Below are 21,821 nucleotides of genomic sequence, written 5' to 3'. Positions count from 1 at the left end.
CAATAAACAGAATAGTATGAATGTCGGAGTGGAACGTCACAAACCGGCTGAAGAAACGAATAATATAAACAAAGCGCTTTAAGGCGTCAACGACACAAAGATATTCAAAGATTAAACTAATTTTCTACATAGGAAATTATGTTTTTATAGTATCATGGAACAAATCATTACAATTCATCTACATCAGGTCGCCTTTGAAGGAATACCGGCCAATCGTGAGTGCATCTAGTTAAGATGATCAGCAGGAATGTTTGGAAGAGAAAGGGAGTATTGGAATGAAGAAGTCATTATGTGTTGTCGGGTTAGGTTATATCGGGCTGCCCACTTCAGTAATGTTTGCTATCCACGGTCATAAAGTTCATGGGGTGGATATCAACCATAAAGCAGTAGAAATGATCAACAATAAACAACTTCATATAGAAGAGAATGGATTACAGGAACGGCTGGAAGAAGCTGTAGATGCTGGATTGTTCCAAGCTTCGGTTGAACCTACAGAGGCAGATGTCTTCGTCATTGCCGTACCATCTCCGATCCGCGAAGATAAAACGGCGAACCTTGATTACGTAAGAAAAGCGACAGAAGCGATTGTACCTTTTGTTAAAGAAGGGAACTTAGTGATCTTGGAATCGACTGTCCCACCAAGAACGGTTGAAGATGTCATGATCCCCGTCTTAGAACAAACCGGACTAGCCATCGGCGAAGAGCTTTTCGTTTCTCACTCACCAGAGAGAGTCATTCCAGGGAAGGTTTTCCAGGAACTGGTGGATAATGATCGGATCGTTGGAGGAATCAACGAGAAGTCTTCTACGATGACAAAGGAGCTTTATCAATCTTTTGTTAAAGGAAACATCCATTTAACGGATGCTACAACAGCGGAAATGGCCAAAGTCATTGAGAATACCTATCGTGATGTGAATATCGCTTTTGCCAACGAATTGGCCCTCATCAGTGATAAAATCGGTGTGAATTCATGGGAAGCGATTAAGCTTGCCAATTACCACCCACGTGTGAACATTCATACGCCAGGCCCTGGGGTTGGGGGACACTGTATCGCTGTTGATCCATGGTTCTTAGCAGAAATTGAACCTGATCTTTCTAAGATCATTCAGTTGTCCCGAAATACGAATGATTATATGCCGACGTACACGGCTGAACAAATTCAGCAGATATCGAAAGAACAATTCATCAACGATCCGAAAGTGGCCTTATTCGGTCTTTCGTTTAAAGCAAACATTGATGACCAAAGGGAAAGCCCATCTCTTAAAGTGATCATGGAACTCGTTGAAAAAGGGATCAGTTTCACGACGTTTGACCCTCATATTAAAGATAATGTGGCTTCCAACCAAACGCAGGATATGGACGAAGCACTTAAGGATGCCGACATTCTAGTCATCCTCACAGATCATGATGAGTTTAAACAACTTGACCCTGAGTATATAAAAGGTAAAATGAAAAATAGGCTTGTCTTTGATACGAAAAATGCGTTATCGTTAGATGAATGGAAAAATGCAGGATACGTAACGAAGCGCTTGGGAGATTCAAAAAACGGATAAGGGTCTAGGTGAAAACATGAAGGAAAAGTTTTTAGGGGTTGACGTTAGTAATTACACATACGATCAGCTCAAGGAAAATATAATGACGGATATTAATGAGCACCGCAAGTCCTTTATTGTGGCCATCAACCCTGAAAAAATTTTGCAGGCGCAGAAGGATGCAGACTTGTTACACTTGTTGAATACCGCCACCTATCAGATTCCTGATGGTGTGGGAATCCTGATCGCTTCCAGAATGACCGGCGGTACGATACGTGAGCGAGTCACCGGTATTGATATGCTGCTCGCCTTGTGCGAACAAGCTTCCCTTCATGGAAAATCCGTATTTTTATATGGAGCAAAGCCTGGAGTAGCAGAAAAGGCCAGTCATCGTTTAAAAGAAATGTATCCTGACTTGAAAATAGCCGGCATCATTGATGGTTATGAAAAAGACCAGGATTATATAAAAGATACCATTAATCAGGCGAAACCTGATATTGTCTTTGTGGCCTTAGGCAGTCCTAGACAGGAATACTGGATTGTCGACCACATGGAAGAGTTGGACACGAAAGTCTTCCAGGGAGTAGGGGGTTCTTTTGACGTCTTGTCCGGACGGGTGAAAAGGGCACCAGATGCCTTCCAAAAAGTCGGTCTTGAATGGTTGTACAGACTGATCAAAGAACCGTGGAGGATCAAACGTCAAATCAAATTACCTACCTTCTTGTTGAAGGTTTTGAAAACGAAAAAATAGAGAGCATCCCCTTGAGGGTGCTCTCTATTTTTTATGTTGGATGTGATGTAAAGCCGCTCGGGCCGTTTCTTTCGCTCTCGTCGATAAGGTAGAAACCGTCTGTTCCAGCTTTTTTTTGTGAGCCGGCAAATCTCCATACAGTCGCTCGACTTCTTTCGTGATGGCTGAAGACTCCCAATCTGGTTCGTTGGTATCGACAGTAACAGGAAAATCGAGTTGAGCTGCTAGTGCATCAATTTTAGGATCGTAGGAAAGGGCGACAAACGGCACAGAACAAACCCCTGCAAAAATAAGGGCATGAAGGCGCATGCCGATCAATACGTCTGCCTCTGATAACGAGTGCAGTTTTTCATCGATCGACATCTGGCCGGACACGACCTCTACATCCTGGTTCAAGCGTTGAGCAACTTTATTAGAAAAAGCTTCATCCGATTCCCCGTGCATAGGGATAAAACGAAGACGATACCCTTTGTCTATACAGCCGGAGAATGCTTCCGTTAGTTTCTCCACAAGTTCTTCTGAGTCACCCCATTCACGGATACTCACAGCAATTAATGGTTTTTCTGAATGTTGACCTTCCATCTTATCCTTGTAGTCGTAACCGAAAACGGGATCAGGGAAGAGATCTATGCTTTTCCTTACCCCGATTCTTTCAAGAAGTTCTTTTGATTTCTTATCACGAACAGAAATTCCAGTAACTCCATTCAAAGCAATACGAACCAACAGCTGGTGGATAGGTTTTCGTATGGGTCCCATGCCTTGGGCGTATATGAAAACAGGCTTCCTCAGCCATTTGGCCATATGCATGATGCCTGTATAGTACAACACGGATCTCGGCCCGGTGGCATCTTGTAATAAACTGCCTCCACCACTAATCAAGCCATCCGATTCCTTTAACGCTCGAATGATTTCTTTAAAATTCCATCGATCCACGGCGGATACTCCATAATCGATTTCCGTCTTGGATGGGTTCTGAGATAGAACAATGATTTGGATATCAGGGTCGAAGGTTCTCAGATGTTGAATCATCGATTTTACGATCGCTTCATCTCCTGTATTCTCAAATCCATAATAACCGGACAGTACAACCTTCATTGTTCTCACCTCTTCCACTAATATCAAACACTTACAAACCTACACCTATTGAGACAACTCTTAGATAAGCTTGAACCAGAGCCATCACTTCAGCCATTTTGACAAAAAGGGAACATGCTGAATCATCTCGTAATCGAAGGCTTTTAACTTAAGGAGCGATAGGAAATAAATCGCTACAAAGAGCAAACCAGTCATGGCCACGAACGAAAAGGAGAAAACTCTGGACCATTCAAATGGGTTAGCAAGTAAGTAAGTGGTCGCAGTCATGCCTCCTAACAGGGCAGACATCACCAGGATTTTCAACAAGTGAACAGGGATGACAGGAACTTCGACAAGTCTCCTGATCATCTTGTTATTGATCACAACAATGAAAAGGTATGTGATCAATGTTGCTGCTGCAGCACCTTCTATACTATAAAAAGGAACGAGAACGGCATTGGCTATTGCTTTGAACAGAGTACCGAATAGAATGATGGTCGCCGCTAATCGAGAAGCATTCATTCCTTGTAAAATGGCTGTTCCAACGAGAGTCATAGAGATGAATACAGAAGAAAAGCCAGTAATGCTCAACATAAGGCTTCCTTCAGTGTTGGTGAAAAGCGCAATGTTGATCGGTACCGCTAGGATGAAAAGAAGAACTGCTGCCGGCCATGACAACACATGCGTGGCCCACCGCGTCGTCTCGATCAGTTTTCTTGCTTCGTTTATATTTTTTGATTCTAAATGTTTGGTTAATGATGGAATCAACGGGAGCACCACAGACGTAGCAAAAACGGTCGCGATTTGCACGACTGCGAGTCCACGGCCATAGATGCCATACAAATAGGTCGTTTCACTTCCACTGTCTGTCCTTAAGAAATGAGGGACGGTAAGTGAATCGACTACGTTAAAAAGAGCCATAGTGACAGTACCTATGGCAATGGGCAGGGAAACAGATAGAATTCTCTTTCCCCAGATTTTAAATGTATTCAGATTATAATTGTACGTTCGGTCGACCTTTATATGGGAACGGTATAATCGTGTTTTTAAATAGACCATGGAGCTGAGGACGCCTAATAGCGAACTTACCATCACTCCAGCAGCTATGTAAGGGGGATTATAACCTAGCGAAACCATATAAGAAGCAACACCGATAATAAAAATCACTCGAATGAACTGTTCAATGACCTGTGAGACAGCCGTAGGTCTCATATCTTCATACCCCTGGAAGAACCCTCGATGTACAGCCATATAAGGGGCGAAGAGTAAGGTGAAGGAAACCGCAATCAAAGCAGGTTCTGTCGAGATACCGCCAATCAGTTGGGAAATCGAACGAGAAAAGAGCAAGATGAAGCTCAGACTGATCGCACCAAGCAGCAAGCCAAGAATGCGGGCTGTCTTTTGAATATAGTAAATATCCTGTTTTGTTCCAGATGCGCGTGCTTCAGCGATCAACTTCGAAATAGCGATGGGAATCCCGGCTACTGAAAGAATGAGAGCGACCATATAAACGGGATAGACAAGACTGAAAATCCCAAGCACTTCGTCTCCTGCAATGTTTTGCAAAGGCACACGGAATAAACTTCCTAAAATTTTTGATAGCAGAGTAGCTACCGTTAATATTAAGGTACTTTTGAGAAAAGTAGAAGGTTTCACGATTGGGAATCAGACCTTTGTCGGAAGACTTGGTAGGCAAATCTCGGTAGAGCGAGCATCCGTTTCCATCGGCTCGGCTGTTTGAGCAAGCGATAAAGCCACTCTAAATTCATGTTCTGCCACCGCAAGGGTGCCCGTTTCACATCACCAGCCACGACATCAATACTTCCTCCCACACAAATGAATACACCCCGATCAAAGTTAGAGAAGTTTTCTGCAATCCATCGTTCCTGTTTCGGTACGCCGAGAGCGACAAAAACAATATCCGGCTTCTTTTCTTTGATGTCTTCCGCCACGGAAGAATCATTCCAGGTGAAGTACCCATTTCTATGGCCGACCACTTCAATATTCGGGTAGTCGATATTTATATTCTTTATAGCTCGATGTAAGGTTTCTTCTCTTGCACCGAGTAAGTAGATTCGATAGTTGTTTTCATTCGCTTTTTCAAGGAATTCCATCATAATATCATAACCGGTCACCCGCTCAGGAAGAGGGGCTTTCAAGAGTTGTGAAGCTTTCACAATACCTATTCCATCAGCAGTTATATAGGAAGCTCGTTGAAGGCAGTCCATATAATAGGAATCATCATGAGCACGCATAACAATTTCAGGGTTTGCTGTTACGACGAAGGATTTTTCCTTGTTTTCTATATGTTTTTGTAATTGTTGGACTAAGGTGATATGGTCCATGTTGGTAAAAGGTATTCCTAAAATGTTTACCTGCTTCATTTTATGATGTGACTCCTTTAATTTACACACATTCACGCTCTCCATAATATAACATAAAACGGGGAGTAACATATAGTTGTTACTCCCCGTTTTTCGTGTAGTCGGAATTATTCAGCTATTGGGAGCTTCTCTAAGCTCGTGCCATAGGCTGTGTAACCGTGACTGTAGACGAAAGCTTGTTCATAATCATGGTCACCGTAGGCTTTTGGCGTGATTTCATACCATGTGCCCTTTCCTTCTATGGTGTTTAAAATCTGCACATTTGATGCAGGTTTTTTCATTTGGTAAAGAAAGTTGTCAGTCCCTGTTTCAGGTGTAGAACGGACATTGACGTTTGGTGTTACGGTTTTGGCAAGTTCATATTGACCGTATTCCGGATCTGTACCGTATTTCTCGCTCAAATAGGCATCTGCCCGATACATGAATCCGGCGATTTTTTGTCCCCAATAAGGGTCTGAAGCCCATCGGACGTTCATGCCGGAACTCTTGTTTCCTAAGTGAGCACCGTTGGCCTTCCAATTAACCTGGTTGAAATACCCTGGAACAATAAAGTCTTTAGCCGCCTCTAAAATTCCAGTTTCATAATCATCATACGTTTTTGCACCTGCCATTGGATCTGAATCAATGGCATTAATTCCAAATAGATTATTCTTAGTTACAGCAATCGGGCTTGTACCCCATGTACTTTCATGAATAGCGTGTGCCATGAGGTAAAGGGCATTCGTGCCATGAAGTTCTTCTGCCTTTTTGAAAGATTCCCCCGTCCCGATCAGGAGGTTATCCGGCCGCCCATATTCTAGATACTCATTCAATTGTTCGGCTGTGTATTTCGTTTCTGTGTACAACGGCATGCGGTTGAAGTATTGATAAGCTTCTCCTGCATGATTTCCGTTTTCATCGAAAAAGCTATTCCCATTGTCACTATAGTATTTGGTGCCTTCGTTCATGAAAGAAGGTGCAGGACCGTACATGTAAGTCCTAAGGTCATCTGTGATAGGGAAGTAAATGTAGTGGTGGAGATTCCCTTCCTTAACGGAATAGTAGCTTTTACCTTTAAGTAAATGTACTGGAATCAAGTTGAATTCTTCTTTTTTAACGAAACCCTCTGTATCTGCGATTTTAACTTCTAAAGAGTTCTCATTTACATTCAATAACTCTACCTCGATGCCAGCCTGGATGTAAGTGGCGTGAGAAGTAAAGGATTCGCTTGTGAAAATGGTAGCCTTCGTATTTGCGACAGCTGCTCCTTCAGAAATCCATACCACCTGATTTCCGCTTAATACAACTTGGTTCGCTTCAGCGTTCTTCACAGCTTCTTCGTATGTTTCATATTCTCCTTCAATCACTGGATCTTCCAACTCAGTTAGAGAAGCAACTTTAAAATCAAGTTCCTCAGTAGGATCCTCAGGTGGATAAAGAACCTTCAACAAACGATTGATTACAGCAGCCGTTTCCCCACGTGAAGTTTCATCATAAGGGGCGAAGAACAAGGTTCCATCTTTGTGTTGTTTTCCACTGATAATTCCTAAGCTCGTCAAGCGTTCTACGGATTCAACCGCATACTCACGAATTTTGTCATTATCTTCGAATGCTAATTCTTTACGCTCAGAAATGATGTTCTTGGAGTCAGCCGCATTCATGATCATGACCGCCATATCTTGACGTGAAATGATTTCTTTAGGGCGGAAAGTCCCATCTGGATATCCATTGATCAAACCGTGACTGTAGGCAGTCATAATAGAATCGTAATACCAATCTTCTACTTGGATATCACTGAACTGATCAGCAGGAACATCCAGTTCCGTTTCATCTAGTTCTAAAGCTTTGTTAATAAAAATTGTAAATTCTGCACGAGTGACTGATTTCTCTGGTTGATATGTACCATCTTCGTACCCGGTCATAATTCCGGCTTCAATTAATGCTCTTAAGTCTTCTTCGAAAGGTGTTCCTGTGATGTCATCTTCGGCATGAACAGCGGAGCCGAAAGACGCGAAGAAGAGGAGAAAAAGCATAAGTAACGATATTTTTTTCACATTCCATCCTCCTTTATTTACCACTATTAATCTATCAAATAATGAACAGGATGAATAGTTTAATTCAAGAATTTTTGGAAAAGTGGGGTCGAAAGGATCAGGAAATACCCGTTTTTATGATAATTAAATCTAAAAATCTACAAAAATTAATAAAATGAGACTTTTGTATGATGAAATTCCTTGGTATAGTGAACGATATAATAAGAGACAAAATATTGGTTTCATTTACATAAAATTACAAAATAGCACAGGAACCTACAAGGGAGGCCGGTGAGTCAGTTTTACAAATGTCAACGTGAACGCGAGGATTATGGACAATCTAAAATAATGTATAGAAGGAGCATGAGAATTACTATGCTGAAGAAAATTGGAAGTCTGCTGTTTGCCCTTTCTGTTTTGTCCCTGGTCATTTTCCAACCGATTCAAGAAGTGTCTGCTGAGGAATTGAGTGATATCCCAGATCGATCTAAAGAGAACATTCAACTATTAATAGAAAAAGAGATCATCTTTGGTTATACAGATGGTACATTCAAACCGAAGAATCCTGTTTCCAGACAAGAAGCTACAGCAATGATTGGTCGTGCTTTGAATTTAGACAACACAAAACAAGAAACGACTTTCCCGGATGTCACCTCTCATATGTATGCTTCAGGTTACATAGCATCTGCGACAGAAAAAGGGATCATTACAGGCCATTCTGATGGGAAATTCCGCCCGAATGAAACGGTAACGAGAGCTCAAATGGCCATTATCATCTCCCGTGCTTTTAATATTAAAGGGGAGACGAAGAGATCTTTCCCGGATGTAGAGAATGATAGCCTTTACTATGAAGCGATCAATTCCATCGCTTCTGCAGGAATTTCTGTCGGTTACCCGGATGGAACATTCAAGCCTTATAATAAGCTGACTAGAGAAGAGTTCTCTATTTTAGTTGCTAAGGCCATTAGCGAAAACGGGGATTACGTTGTTCAAGAACCATCAGAAGATGTGCCTGAGGAGCCTCAAGAACCGGAAGAGCCGAAAGATGAAACAGTTGAGGTAATTGATGAAAGGATTGTCACGGCGGATTCTTTGAATGTTCGTCAAGGTCCAAGCATTGATTACGATATCGTTGGAAAATTAACAACAGGAAACGCTGTCAAAGTTCATAAACTGGAAGGGGACTGGGCCTATGTTTCTCACGGGGAACTAAAGGGTTATGTCCACACCTATTACCTTGTTGCTAAACCAGGGGAGGCCACACCTCGAACGGTAGCCATTGATCCAGGTCATGGAGGCAGAGATCCAGGGGCTTCAGCAAACGGCTTAGTAGAAAAAGAAGTCGTTTTGGATGTTTCATTGATGGTGCGTGATTACCTGAAAGACTCTGGTATTGATGTGGTGATGACACGTCAAAGTGACTGGTACCCATCTTTGGATGGACGAGTAGCCATTGCGCAAAAAGGTAACGCGGACGCATTTGTCAGTGTCCACGCCAATGCATTCATGAGCAGTGCGACTGGTGTTGAAACGTTCTATTATGCGGCTGGAATGACCGACCGTGAAAGAAAAAGCTACCATCTGGCAAAATTCATCAATGATCGTTTGTATAAAGCGATGGATATGAATAATCGCGGAGTAAAAAATGTAGGGTATCGAGTAATCAAAGCTACCACTCTACCATCTGTGCTGACAGAAATCGGCTTCCTTACGAACGATCATGATGCAAGAAAGCTTAAAACTCAACATTATCGTGAAGAAGCGGCTCAAGCTATTGCTTTAGGGATCATTGATTATTACAATTGGAGAGATTGATAAATGAAGAGCGGGATTTTGTTCCGCTCTCTTTTTTTTAACTTCATAGATTACATTCATAGGAGGTCCTTAAATGAAAGAATGGGTTAAAGTCTGTTTGGTTGCTTTTCTGGTAGTAGTTGTAACGCCAACCTTCGTCTCTGCATCATCTGAGACAGATGATCAAAAAAGAGTGATCCTCACATATGAAAAGGATGAAGGAATGACCTTTTTGGACGAAATTCCTCACACGATTCATCATCATTATGAACGGTTGGGAGCGGCAGCGGTAACTGTGAGCGAATCCGATCTTCCACTATTGGAAAAAGAAGAGGCCATCACGTCGATCGAGGAAGACCAGCGGGTGAAAGTAAGTGCCCAGCAAGAAGGGTGGGGGTACACAAGTGTAGGTACACAGAAATCTGAAAACCTTGGCCTGACTGGTGAAGGAGTAAAAGTGGCCGTCATTGATACAGGGATTAACACAAATCATCCAGATTTAAAGGTTACTGGTGGAGTCAGTTTTGTGGAAGACGAGACCTTTGTAGATGATAATGGGCACGGCACCCATGTAGCGGGAATTATCGGAGCGTTAGATAACGATGAAGGAACGGTAGGGATAGCTCCTAAAGCACAACTTTATGCGGTGAAAGTATTGGACCAGGATGGTAATGGCCTTGTCAGCTCAGTACTTGCAGGGATTGAATGGGCCATAGAAGAAGAAATGGATATTGTCAATTTAAGTTTGACGGCTTGCACTCCATCTGATTTAACGAGACAAGCTTTGAAAGATGCGAAGGATGAAGGGATTATTGTAGTGGCTGCTTCCGGAAATAAAGATGTATGTACATACGAGGATGTGACAGATGTTCTTTATCCAGCCAGGTATCCAGGAATCGTAAGCGTCGGGGCGGTAGAAGAGGACCAATCAGATTCGGGCTATACCTATGGAGGGCCATCGCTTGATTTTACAGCCCCCGGGATGAATATAAAGAGCACCTATATCACGACGGAAGATGATCAGAGTGGTTATGAAATGCTGAGTGGATCTTCGATGGCCGCCCCACACGTCGCGGGCGTTTTGACCTTATACAAAGAAATGTTTCCTGAGTTCAATAAAGACGAGTTGCTGAATCTTGCAATCAATAACAGTTTGGACCTTGGAGTGAAGGGCAAGGATAATATTTATGGGTACGGAATGATCCAGGCTCCTGCCACACCTTTTTCAGATTTTGAAAGAACCCGTTGGTACAGTGAAGCCCTCGAGTTGATGGCTCAAAATAATTGGATTAGTGGATATAGAGATGCTTCATTTATGCCACAAAAAGAGATTACGAGGGAAGAAGTTGTTTCCATTATCGGTAGGATCCTAGATTTAGACAATGAACAGAGAGAAACGGAGTTTTCAGATGTCCCAAAAGAAACTTTTGGATCAGGATATATAGACTCAGCGGTTGAAGCTGGATTTGTTAACGGATATCCTGATGGCACCTTTAGGCCTAAAGATTCGGTCACACGTGGAGATGTGGCTATTCTTATCCATTATGCTTTCAATATAGAGGGGTATAAAGAATCGGAATCTTTCCCGGACATATCAAAAGACAATTATTATTACGACAGTGTAGCCACTCTAAAAGACACAGGAATTGTTAATGGATACCCGGACGGGACCTATAGACCTATGGAAAACATCTCGCGATCCGAGGTCGTTTACATGCTTTATAAAGTAATAGATTTGAAATAATAGAGGAATTAAATTGAAATAGCGCCACCGAATATTTATTCGGTGGCGCTATTTTTTTGAAAAAATACCAGTAAAATGTTAAAGATCTCAGACAATCTGTCGATATTTCCTATGTAAGTGCTAAATTTATGTAAATTTATTGGCGTTTTTGGAAGGAATACCCTATTCTCTGTTGTATACCTATGTAATGAGTTTGTAATTGGAAATGGAATCTACTAAAATTATTTTCTTCCAATTTATTAGGTAAAAAGGTTGACCTTCCAGTATAAGTGAAATATACTAAGACTTGTGTCATCAGAAATTTGTTGTAGTTTTATTACTTATCTTGGAGATTTGTATACATAAAGACTCATGATGGCATCCACGATCTATGAGTCTCTAGGATCAGTATTATTTTATAGTATATTCAAGGAGGAATTATTTACATGTCTTACAAATCTAAATCACAACGTAAATTGTTTGCTACATCATTGACGGCTGCTATGGTAGCTTCAGCTGTAGCCCCAGTTGCAGTATCTGCAAGCACGGATTCAAATTTCCCTGACCTTCCGGACGGTTACCAGTTCAACGAAGCGATCAATGCCCTAGTAGCTAAAGACGTCATCAATGGTTACCCAGATGGTGACTTCCACCCAACGGCAAGCATTAACCGTGGTCAAGCAGCAGTTATGCTTACAAAAGCGCTTAAACTTGATACGGACGTTGCAGCGGCTGACTTCCCTGACGTTGATCAAGAAGCTTGGTATGCAGAGTACGTAAACGCACTTGTAGCTTCCGGTGATATCAATGGTTACCCGGATGGAACATTCGGTCCACTTGATAACATCAACCGTGCTCAAATTGCTGTACTTCTAGTTAATGCTTATGACATTCCACAAAAATCTGCCGATACTACTTTCGAAGATGTGGATGGAGATGCTTGGTACACAGAAGCAATTGAAACTCTATACGCACACGGTCTAATCTCTGGTACGAACGAAGAAGGAACAGAGTTCAGCCCGATGGAAGACATGCGTCGTGACCACTTTGCATGGTTGCTTTACAACGTTGAAAAAGAATTCGGAAGCCTATTCGATGAGGAAGCTCCAGAAGTAACAGTATCCAGTGCGACTGTTGTCGATGAAGATACAATTTCTGTAACGTTCTCTGACGGTGAAACAATGGAGTACGATCTCGATGAAGTACTTGTTGACGGTGAAAACGAAGTAACTGTTGAATACAAAGGTGAAATGTACACAGTAACCGTTGACTTTGACGCACCAGATAACCCTGGTGACGGTGGAGACGATCCTGATGTTGAAGCGGATACAGCTATCCAAGGTTTCGTAACTCCTGGCGCAACAGTTAAAGTCGGTGACGAAGAAGTCGTTGCTGATTCCAATGGTTACTACTCTATCCCTGCAACTCCAGGACTAGCTGAAATCGAAGTAAGCAAAGAAGGTTACTTCACGAAGACGGAAGAAGTAAATGTTACTCGTAACCACAAAACGGCTGAGAACATTTCTCTTGAGCTTGTAAACGTAAGTGAACTAGCAATTGAAGGTAACATCGTCGATGACAAGACTGGTGAGTCTGTTGAAGGTGCTATGGTTAGTCTTCAAGAGAAGAACGGTGACGAGTGGTTAACTCTTGGCTTTACAGAAACAGAAGACGACGGTAAATACGGATTCTATAACAGTGGTGTTTCTGCTGACGATAGCCGCGCATCTGTTGAATTCGAGAACATCTTGGGGCAGCGTGTAAACGAAATCAGCACGGACAGTGAGTACCGCGTAGTCGTATCTAAAGACCTTTCAAGCAGTAATCTTGACGAGGTTTACCACGAGACTACAACAGAGTTCACTTCTAGTGATGACATGGCTCTTACAACAGTTGGAACTGAGTTTACTCCAGTTAAAGAAATCGAATCTATGAAGCTCTCAGGTGCTTGGAACACTCAAAACGGTTCCGTAGAACTTCTTGATGTAGATGGATCTAGTGTACTAGCTTCTCTTGATAATGCAGACCTAAGTGATGATACTAAGAACAGCAATGATAAGTTCGAAGCAGAATTCAACTTGGTTGAAGCATTCGGTAAGGAAGTAGTAACTCTTCCATCAGGAACATACTTCCTACGTATCAACGATGCTAATGCTGCAACTGAAATTGTAGCTGTTGAAGTTACGGAAGGAAATAACACAGCTTCTACTGTTTCTCTAGAAGCAGCGCAGGAAGTTACAGCTACCAGCACATTCACAAGCTTCCCTAAAGATTCAACTGGTGAAACGTTCATGGGACAATTGAATGTTTATAAAGAAGTAAGTGGCGTAGAAGTATTGGTGGATACACTTAATACGAATAACGAATTGACTTACACTATTGATAACGATGCTCTTGTAGCTTCTTATGATTTTGACACAGCTGAAACAACAGATTACAAGTTTGAGGTAGAAGGTGAGTACATCTTAAACCCAGTATCTGAAACTGTTTCTATCGTAAAAGATAAGACGACATCTCCATCCCTAGAAGTTGAACCAGCTGGAACGGCTTCTGCAGATGTAGCATTGTTGGATAATGACGGAAATACACTTGACCTTCCTGAAGGTACACAAGTTCCTGTAACAGCAGAACTTGTAAACGCTGATGGTGAAACAGTTAAGACATCTCCTTATCTTGAGCTAGACAGATATGATAATGATGACAGTGATATGGTTATCCCAATGGATTCACCATTCTTTAACAGCGTTGAGCCTGGTAAGTACACAATCAAAGTATCTGCTCCAGGATTTGAATCTAACACTTCAGAAGAATTTGAAGTTGTAGAATTCACAGATCAATCTCCAGCTGATTTCGGAATCAAAGCAGATCCTGAAGTTACTGTAGAAGGATATGTACGTTATGACGGAGATCTTGAGAACGAAGAAGTCTTTGGTAATGTGTATGTTTACAATCAAAATGGTACTCTAGTTGCAGTAGATGGAGTTAAGTGGGATGATGCTGCAAATAAAGGTACTTACATGATTGGTGATGATGAAGATCTAGCGGAAGGATCTTACACATTCGTTGTTCGTGGACCAGGAGTCTTCGAAACAGTTACAGATACAATCACTGCTAATAAAGGGGAGCAAACGCTTAACTTCGCTGTTGAAGGTGGATCCCAAGCAATCGCTAACCTTACATTGGTAGATACACTAGGTAACAAAGTATCTGGAAGCGATGTTGATGTTACGATTACAGATAAGTGGGATGACCCAACAACAACCGCTGATAACGTATACTCTGTAGACAGTTCTAAAGCAGGTAGCTTCGTAACTCCAGCTTACCTTTCTGAAGGAACATACACAGTGGGTGTAGACGGTGATGCTGGCGTTTACAACGATACAGAGTTCGGTCTGTCCGTTGGTAAGAACGAAACAGTTTACGAGCGTATCACAGTTCAAAACACTGAAAATGACCTTCTATTCAACGTATCTGGTACAGTTACAGGACTTAATGGATCAGACGTTGTTGTAGCAGCGATCGATGAAAATGGTAATGTTGTTGCTAAAGATGCTGGCGTTACTGGTTCTTATTCCCTAGACGTACCAAACGGTAACTACGAGGTAGCTGTCTTCGCTGACGGTACTTATGTAGGCGACCAAGAGGTATCCGTAGAAGATACAGATCTTGATAACATCAATTTCTCTCTAACTTCTACATCTCGCTAATTTAATCTAGCTGATTAACCCTGCAGAGGAGATTCTCTGCAGGGTTTTTTATGATTCTTTGAAAGTACAAAATTTGTAAAGAAATCGTTTGAAAATCTTTAAAGTTATGAAAATTGTGTAGGAAATAATAGAAAATTCTTGTAAGATAGAAATGTATGGGGGTATTTGTCCCTTATTAAGTTACATAGAATGGGACCGAAGTCCGCCAGATTATATATTCAAGGAGGAGTCATTTTAATGAAGAAAGTTAATAAGAAAAGTGCTTTATTCCTATCCTCAGTGAGTGCCGCGCTAGTTGCATCAGCTGTAGCCCCAGGTACAAGTGTATCCGCAGAGGATGTATTTCCAGATGTCCCTTCCGATCATACCTACCATGATGTGATTCATGCTTTAGCTGAAGCTGGAGTTGTAACCGGTTACGAAGACGGAACTTTCCAATTGTATTCTTCTGTTACTCGTGCCGAAGCAGCAGTCATGATGGCCAGAATTCTTGATTTAGATATGGAAACAGGAGAAGGTTCTACTTTCTCTGATGTATATGAAGAAGATTGGTACGCTGCCTCCATTAATGCCCTACATGAAGCGGGGTACATCAGCGGTATGGAAGATGGTACGTTCCAACCGAAAAAAGAAATGACTCGTGGTGAATTCGCTCAATTGATTGTAGAAGCCTATGGTCTTGAGAGTGATGCAAGTGAACATCCATTTGAAGATGTCCAAGAAGGTGCCTGGTATGAAGAGGCCATTGCGACCCTTTATAACCTTGACCTTGTAAGTGGGCAAAGTGAGACGAAATTCGGCCCGAAAGATGATATCCGCAGAGGGGATTTCGCTTGGTTGCTTGCCAATACAGATTACGAGTATGGATTCACACTAGGTGACGAACATTTTGAACTTTCTTTAATGCATACCAATGATACGCACGCTCACTTGGATGATGTCGCTAAACGTGTGACAGCCGTGAATGAAGTGAGAGCAGAAAATCCGGATGCTCTTCTTCTTGACGCGGGGGACGTTTTCTCTGGAACTCTATATTTCAATGAATTCAAAGGCCAGGCAGATTTAGAATTCATGAACATGATGGGTTACGATATGATGACACTTGGAAACCACGAATTCGATCTTGGTTCAAGTGAAGAGGGGCATAAAGCTCTTGCTGATTTCGTCGACGGAGCAAATTTTCCTTTTGTAAGTTCCAACGTGAACTTCTCTCAGGATGAGAACATGAAGGGACTTTATAATAGCTACATCAGCAAGAAGCCTGTAGATGGTGAAATCTACAATAGTGTCATTAAAGAAGTAGATGGGGAAGAAGTTGGTTTCTTCGGATTGACGACTGAAGAAACGGCGGATATCTCAAGTCCTGAAGCCATTACTTTCGATAACTATATTGATACAGCTGAAGAGCGAGTGAAAGCGCTGGAAGCCCTTGGTGTGGATAAGATCGTAGCTCTGACACACATTGGATACGATGATAACCCGAACTATGACAATGACCAGTTGTTGGCCGAAGTGGATGGAATTGACGTCATTGTCGGAGGACACAGTCATTCGAAACTTTCAGAACCAGTGGAAGTGACAACCGATGAGAATGGTGATCCTAAAGACCCTACTGTCATCGTTCAAGCCGGTCAATATGGAGACTACCTCGGTACATTGGATGTAGAATTCGATGATGAAGGTGTCGTGGTTGGTTACGCGGGTGATTTGATTGATGTAAGTGAAAAAGAAGCAAACGCTGAAGCGGCTGCCGCTCTTGAAAAATACACTTCCAAGATCGAGGATATCCGTGACGAGGAAAGTGGAGCTGTTGCTACAGAAGCCTTCCCGAATCCACGTCTGGAAGATGGGGACGAAATCAGTGTGCGTAACAGTGAAACAGCACTAGGTAACCTCATCACAGATGGAATGCTGGATAAAGCGAAAGAGTATAACCCGGATACAGTTGCGGCCTTCCAAAACAGTGGCGGAATTCGTGAAGCGATCGACCAAGGTCCAATTACGATTGGTGAGATCCTAACGGTTATGCCATTTGGTAATACACTTGCAACGATGGAACTGTCCGGTGCTGAAATTATGGAAGCATTAGAGCACAGTGTGAGCAATGCACCTAAAGAATCTGGTGGATTCCTGCAAGTTTCTGGGTTGAACTACACGTACGATAGCTCCCTGGCTGTTGGTGAACGTGTACAATCTGTTGAACTGAATGTTGAGGGAGAATGGGTGGCATTAGATGAGTCTGTGACTTATACGGTTGCAACCAACGCATTCACAGCTAAAGGTGGAGATGGTTACGATGTCTTTGCCAACGCTTATGACGAAGGTCGTGTGACAGACCTAGGTTCATCAGACTGGGAGAACTTCCGTGACTATGTTGCTGAACTAGGAGAGGTAACACCAGTCATTGAAGACCGTATTGTAGACGTAGCTTCAGAAGAATAATAAAAAACAAGAAAACGCAGGAGATCATCTCTCCTGCGTTTTTTTAATGAGAAAATATGGAATAAAATGCCACACCAGGTCATCCAATATATGGATGACCTGGTGTGGCAATGTTTTACAATTGATTCTTACTTTGAGTTGGGGCGGTTTTTTAGGGCTTCTAGTTTTGCTTTGGCTTGTTGTCTGCGTTTTTCGGTTTCCTTATGAAGGATGCGGTAACCACCGTTGTCAGATGTCTCTAGTAGGTCTCCTTCTTTAGCAGACTCGGGTAATACGTTTCGATCTACAAGTTTTTCTTCAGCCTCGTTCCCTTTTAACAACAAGACAGCCTTGTTACCTTCAAATCGATCAATTGTGTACGTTGGCATAAGATCACCCCAGTGTAATTTCCGGTCGCATTTCTTCCAATGTAACTTCTCCAATATAGCTGACATTTAACAATTCGCTATACGTCTCAAATGGACCATTCGCATTTCGATAATCAATGATATTTTGTGCGATCGTCGGACCGACGCCTGTAATTTCCTGAAGCAATTCAAAACCGGCGGTATTTACATTGATCGGATAGGTGACCTCTCCATCATCGGACCCATTTCCACCACCAGATCCTGAATCACCATCATTGTCTTCCGTCGTACACTCATCATTACCATCAAAGGAAGACCCTTGCACATCAAAAGTCGTTCCATTTGTAGTTACTATAATGTCACCGGTATCACATGTGGAGTAAAGATCCGTTCCGTGATCCCATAAGCGGTTCACTACTTCGGATTCAGGGTGACCGTAATGATTGTCGCCATAAGATAAAATCCCGACTTCCGGATCTACATAATGGACAAATTCACCTGAAGTCGAGGTATCAGCTCCATGGTGTCCGACCTTGAGAATTTCTGCTTCAACATCATAGAGACGACTCATCGTCTGTTCGTTTTCTACCGTCGCATCCCCTGTTAACAAGAAATCAATCTCATCATAAGAGGCCTTCAATACAATTGACGACTCATTGTTATCACTTGATGTATTTTCAGAATTAAGGATTTGAATGTCCAGTTGTGAAAAGTCTAAGCTGTTACCTTCTTCCGCCATTTCAAGAGGAATATTTTTTCTCTCAATAATATCCAGGTATTCAAAATAAGTATCCGTCGTATGCGTCTTTCCACTATCTAGCACTTTATTTACGTGAATGTTCTCCATTACATTAATCAATCCACCGATATGGTCCGCATCTGGGTGAGTGGCGACAAGTAAATCAATGGTGTCGATTCCGGCCTTAGACAAGTAATCCACGACTTCTTCTCCAGCCGATTTTCTACCACCATCAATCAGGATCGTTTTTCCTGAAGGTGTTTCGATGAGAGTACTGTCTCCCTGACCAACATCAATGAAATGAGCCGTCATTTCAGGGTCTGGTCGTAAATCTTCATTAATAGTAAAGGCAAGAATCACAGAAAACTCAGCACGAATGATGGACTTTTGTGGTTGGAATGAACCATCTCGATAACCATTAATGATTTGGAGGGAAGCTAATTCTTCGATCGATTCTTTTGCCCAGTGATATTGCAAATCATTAAATGTCGCTGAATTTCCGTTTCCTTGAACGTCATAGGCTTGGTCGATCATGTAGGAAGCTTCTGCACGAGTAATTGGTGCTGAACCTCTGAATGTACCATCTGGGTAACCACTGACAAGTCCTTTTTCTTCCGCAATGGCAATGGCCTCATAGTAAATACTATCATTCTCCAAGTCACTGAAATCCGGCTGAGATTGAGGTGTCTCGTTCGGGTATAAATCATTGACGAGCATCATGGCTGCCTGCTGGCGTGTAATGGGATCCCTCGGCCCAAACAAGCCATTTCCGTAACCGTTGATGATTCCTTCTTCATTCAGATATAAAATTTCTTCTTTCGCCCATGGGGTCTGGTCTAAATCATGAAAGGTTTCTTCCGCGCTCACCATATTCCACTGTCCAGCTAACAAAAGGGTGAGCATAATGATCCAGGTTGTTAAGTATCTCATCCAAGTCTCCTCCTCTTTTTATGTTTAATATCTCTAATACTAGGAAATTAACATTATAGAGAGGTTATGTAAATAAAAAGTAAAAGATTGACAACTTTTGTAACAAAAATCTTATAAATGGGTAGTTATGTTACAATTAGATTACAAGCAATAGAATAGTAGTAGGAGGAACTCTCATGATAAAAAGACCCCTGTTTTTAGTCCTGATGACTTGCTTTATGATAACTTTGTCGGGTGTCTTCATTCATACGAACGTGAATGCATCTTCAGATTTTCAGAACATCCAAGAAAGCTATGAAAAGGAACAATACCAAAAAAGTTCATTGAGAGTAGATCTTTCCCAAATAGACCAACGTAGTATAGTAGTGAAAGGAAGTAAAACCTCCGTTCAACAAGTTATACATACATATAATCTGAAGCCATTAAATGTTTCAAATGTACTAAGTAAGCGGAATTTCCATGTGCTCCAAGTGCCGGAGTCACAAAATTACCAGGATGTTTTGCAGAAACTGAAAAGTGAAGCGGATCTTCAACGGGTGGAACCGAACTATATAAGAACATCGACGGCTGCACCTCAAGACGCTTATTACGAGGAACAATGGCAATTCAATCCTTTGAATATGAGTGGGGTTTGGGGGATGCGCGGCTCCCATGATACGGTGATCGCTGTCTTGGATACAGGAGTGAACGCTGATCATCCCGATTTGAAGGGTAAGATCTTACCTGGTTATAACTTTTTAGATGATACAACAGATGCCTCGGATGATCATGGCCATGGAACCCATATTGCTGGACTGATTACAGCCAATGCAAATAATGAAGGAATTGTCGGTGTGAATCCAGCAGCTAAAATCCTTCCCTTGAAAGTAGCCGGACAGGAAGGCAACGTCAGTTTTTCTGCAAGTTTGGAAGCGATCTACTACGCGATCGACCAAGGTGTCGATGTGATCAATATGAGCTACTCCAGTTATCAAAAGATGGACAGTGAGCGGGAGGCACTTTATGAAGCCTATAAAAAGGGAATTGTATTGGTAGCTGCTGCATCCAATGATGACTCTTCAAAACCTGCATATCCAGCTTCTTATCGGCCAGTTATCAGTGTTGCAGCAACAGATGAAATGGATCGCCCAACAAGCTTTTCCAATTATGGAGACTGGATTGATTTGACAGCCCCTGGTCAAAATTTAGTAAGCACGCATTTTGAAGGTGGCTATGCTTATAATGATGGAACTTCTTTTTCAGCCCCTCTTGTAGCGGGAGTGGCAAGTTTAGTGAAAAGCCATCATCCTTCTTGGGATCCTTCGGAAATTGAATGGGCCATGCAAAATGCAGCGAAGACGTTTACGGGAGTGACTTGGAATATGTATGAGGGATTCGGCATTCCTGATGCATCCCTTTCCATCAATAGTCAGCCTTATGATTCAAGTGCAGACATATCGGACATCTATGAGGATGCCTACCAGATGACAAGCACAGACGTAAGCAATCGAATTGGAAAACCCGGGGACTCAGACTGGTACACATTCGAGGTTAAGGAAGATGGAGAAACAAAGATTAGCCTTGACCAATTGGATGACCATATGGACTTAGTGGGTGTTCTTGTGAACGAAGAAGGAGACCGCACCATTATTGATGATGAAGGAAAAGGTGAACAGGAATCGTACACATTTACAGCAGAACAAGGCCAATACCACTTTCAGGTCTTTGAATATTACAATCATTGGTCATCAAAATCATACAAACTGAATGTAACGACTCCGAATCGTGAATATGGGCCAGCAGCTCAAACGTTCCCGGATGTCAAAGGGACATGGGCTGAATCTTATATCAATTATCTAGTGGAAGAAGAATTAATGGTCGGCTATCCCGATGGTATTTTTGGTTTCAAAGATTCGATTACTCGAGCCTCAGCTTCAGTTATGATTGCTAAAGAGATGAATTTGCCACTGAAAGAATCTCGTTTTCCTGATGTCAGTCCCGACCATTGGGCGGCGAAATATATTGGAGCGATGGAAGAAGCGGGAATCTTTCTAGGCTATGATGACGGTACATTCAAACCGAACAGAGCTTTATCACGTGAAGAAATGGCGAGCTTGGTTGTTCGTGCTTATGAGTTAACAGGCGATAAGGAGAATGAGTTTACGGATGTTCAAGAGGGAACATGGTCGTATGAACCCATTTCGATCCTAGTGTCCAACGATCTCGTATCAGGTTTTCCAGATGGTACATTCCGACCTAAGAAAGAAATCAACCGAGCTGAATTTGCCACGCTCATGGCTCGTTTATTACAGAATAATAGGTAAAAGAAAAGCCAGCTTCTATCCGAGAAGCTGGCTTTGTTAGGTCTTCTAGCTTTAAATAGACAATAAATCTCTCAAATAATCAG

At 42.1% G+C, this 21,821-nt stretch carries 13 protein-coding genes; 7 read left to right on the top strand and 6 right to left on the bottom strand.

Annotation, left to right across the window (positions count from 1 at the left end; genetic code table 11):
* Positions 1-275: 275 nt before the first annotated feature.
* Entirely contained in the window at positions 276-1,553 is a 1,278-nt protein-coding gene (locus GLV98_RS07815) for a nucleotide sugar dehydrogenase (RefSeq protein ID WP_160913779.1), read from the top strand.
* Positions 1,554-1,569: 16 nt separating this feature from the next.
* Entirely contained in the window at positions 1,570-2,283 is a 714-nt protein-coding gene (locus GLV98_RS07810; RefSeq protein WP_160913777.1) for a WecB/TagA/CpsF family glycosyltransferase, read from the top strand.
* A gap of 24 nt (positions 2,284-2,307) precedes the next feature.
* Here GLV98_RS07810 and csaB read toward each other — a convergent pair whose 3' ends face one another.
* The 4 genes from csaB to GLV98_RS07790 form a co-directional block, all read right to left on the bottom strand.
* Positions 2,308-3,378 (bottom strand): polysaccharide pyruvyl transferase CsaB, encoded by a 1,071-nt coding sequence (gene csaB / locus GLV98_RS07805; RefSeq protein ID WP_160913775.1) that lies wholly within the window; start codon positions 3,376-3,378, stop codon positions 2,308-2,310.
* Between the two features lie 84 nt (positions 3,379-3,462).
* A complete protein-coding gene (locus GLV98_RS20345; RefSeq protein ID WP_160913773.1) occupies positions 3,463-5,013 on the bottom strand; it encodes an oligosaccharide flippase family protein in 1,551 nt (516 codons plus the stop codon).
* On the bottom strand, positions 5,010-5,741 hold the full coding sequence (locus GLV98_RS07795) for a WecB/TagA/CpsF family glycosyltransferase (RefSeq protein ID WP_160913770.1): 732 nt from the start codon (positions 5,739-5,741) through the stop codon (positions 5,010-5,012). The genes GLV98_RS20345 and GLV98_RS07795 overlap by 4 nt, the downstream gene beginning before the upstream one ends.
* A gap of 107 nt (positions 5,742-5,848) precedes the next feature.
* Complete coding sequence (locus tag GLV98_RS07790; RefSeq protein WP_160913768.1) at positions 5,849-7,774, bottom strand: S-layer homology domain-containing protein; 1,926 nt, start codon at positions 7,772-7,774, stop codon at positions 5,849-5,851.
* A 354-nt stretch (positions 7,775-8,128) separates the two neighbouring features.
* On the opposite strand from GLV98_RS07790, the gene GLV98_RS07785 reads away from it, so the two are divergent.
* The 4 genes from GLV98_RS07785 (at position 8,129) to GLV98_RS07770 (ending at position 17,419) form a co-directional block, all read left to right on the top strand.
* Entirely contained in the window at positions 8,129-9,568 is a 1,440-nt protein-coding gene (locus GLV98_RS07785) for an N-acetylmuramoyl-L-alanine amidase (protein ID WP_160913766.1), read from the top strand.
* A 73-nt stretch (positions 9,569-9,641) separates the two neighbouring features.
* Positions 9,642-11,291: a S8 family peptidase gene (locus tag GLV98_RS07780; protein WP_160913763.1), complete on the top strand. Its 1,650-nt coding sequence runs from the start codon at positions 9,642-9,644 to the stop codon at positions 11,289-11,291.
* Between the two features lie 425 nt (positions 11,292-11,716).
* Positions 11,717-14,977 carry an S-layer homology domain-containing protein gene (locus GLV98_RS07775; protein ID WP_160913761.1) on the top strand — a complete coding sequence of 1,087 codons (3,261 nt, stop codon included), beginning with the start codon at positions 11,717-11,719 and terminating at the stop codon, positions 14,975-14,977.
* A gap of 237 nt (positions 14,978-15,214) precedes the next feature.
* Positions 15,215-17,419, top strand: a complete 2,205-nt coding sequence (locus tag GLV98_RS07770; protein ID WP_160913759.1) for a 5'-nucleotidase C-terminal domain-containing protein — start codon at positions 15,215-15,217, stop codon at positions 17,417-17,419.
* A 128-nt stretch (positions 17,420-17,547) separates the two neighbouring features.
* Here GLV98_RS07770 and GLV98_RS07765 read toward each other — a convergent pair whose 3' ends face one another.
* Both GLV98_RS07765 and GLV98_RS07760 read right to left on the bottom strand, forming a co-directional pair.
* Complete coding sequence (locus tag GLV98_RS07765) at positions 17,548-17,787, bottom strand: DUF3006 domain-containing protein (RefSeq protein WP_160913756.1); 240 nt, start codon at positions 17,785-17,787, stop codon at positions 17,548-17,550.
* 4 nt (positions 17,788-17,791) lie between these two features.
* On the bottom strand, positions 17,792-19,435 hold the full coding sequence (locus GLV98_RS07760) for an S-layer homology domain-containing protein (RefSeq protein ID WP_160913754.1): 1,644 nt from the start codon (positions 19,433-19,435) through the stop codon (positions 17,792-17,794).
* A 176-nt stretch (positions 19,436-19,611) separates the two neighbouring features.
* Here GLV98_RS07760 and GLV98_RS07755 point away from each other — a divergent pair, with 176 nt between their 5' ends.
* A complete protein-coding gene (locus GLV98_RS07755; RefSeq protein ID WP_160913752.1) occupies positions 19,612-21,738 on the top strand; it encodes a S8 family serine peptidase in 2,127 nt (708 codons plus the stop codon).
* Positions 21,739-21,821: the final 83 nt, after the last annotated feature.

It is taken from the genome of Halobacillus litoralis (assembly GCF_009856415.1).
Taxonomy (GTDB): Bacteria; Bacillota; Bacilli; order Bacillales; family Halobacillaceae; genus Halobacillus; species Halobacillus litoralis_C.
Note: the sequence above shows the minus strand (reverse complement) of the source record. Positions and strands in the feature narration are given on the sequence as shown.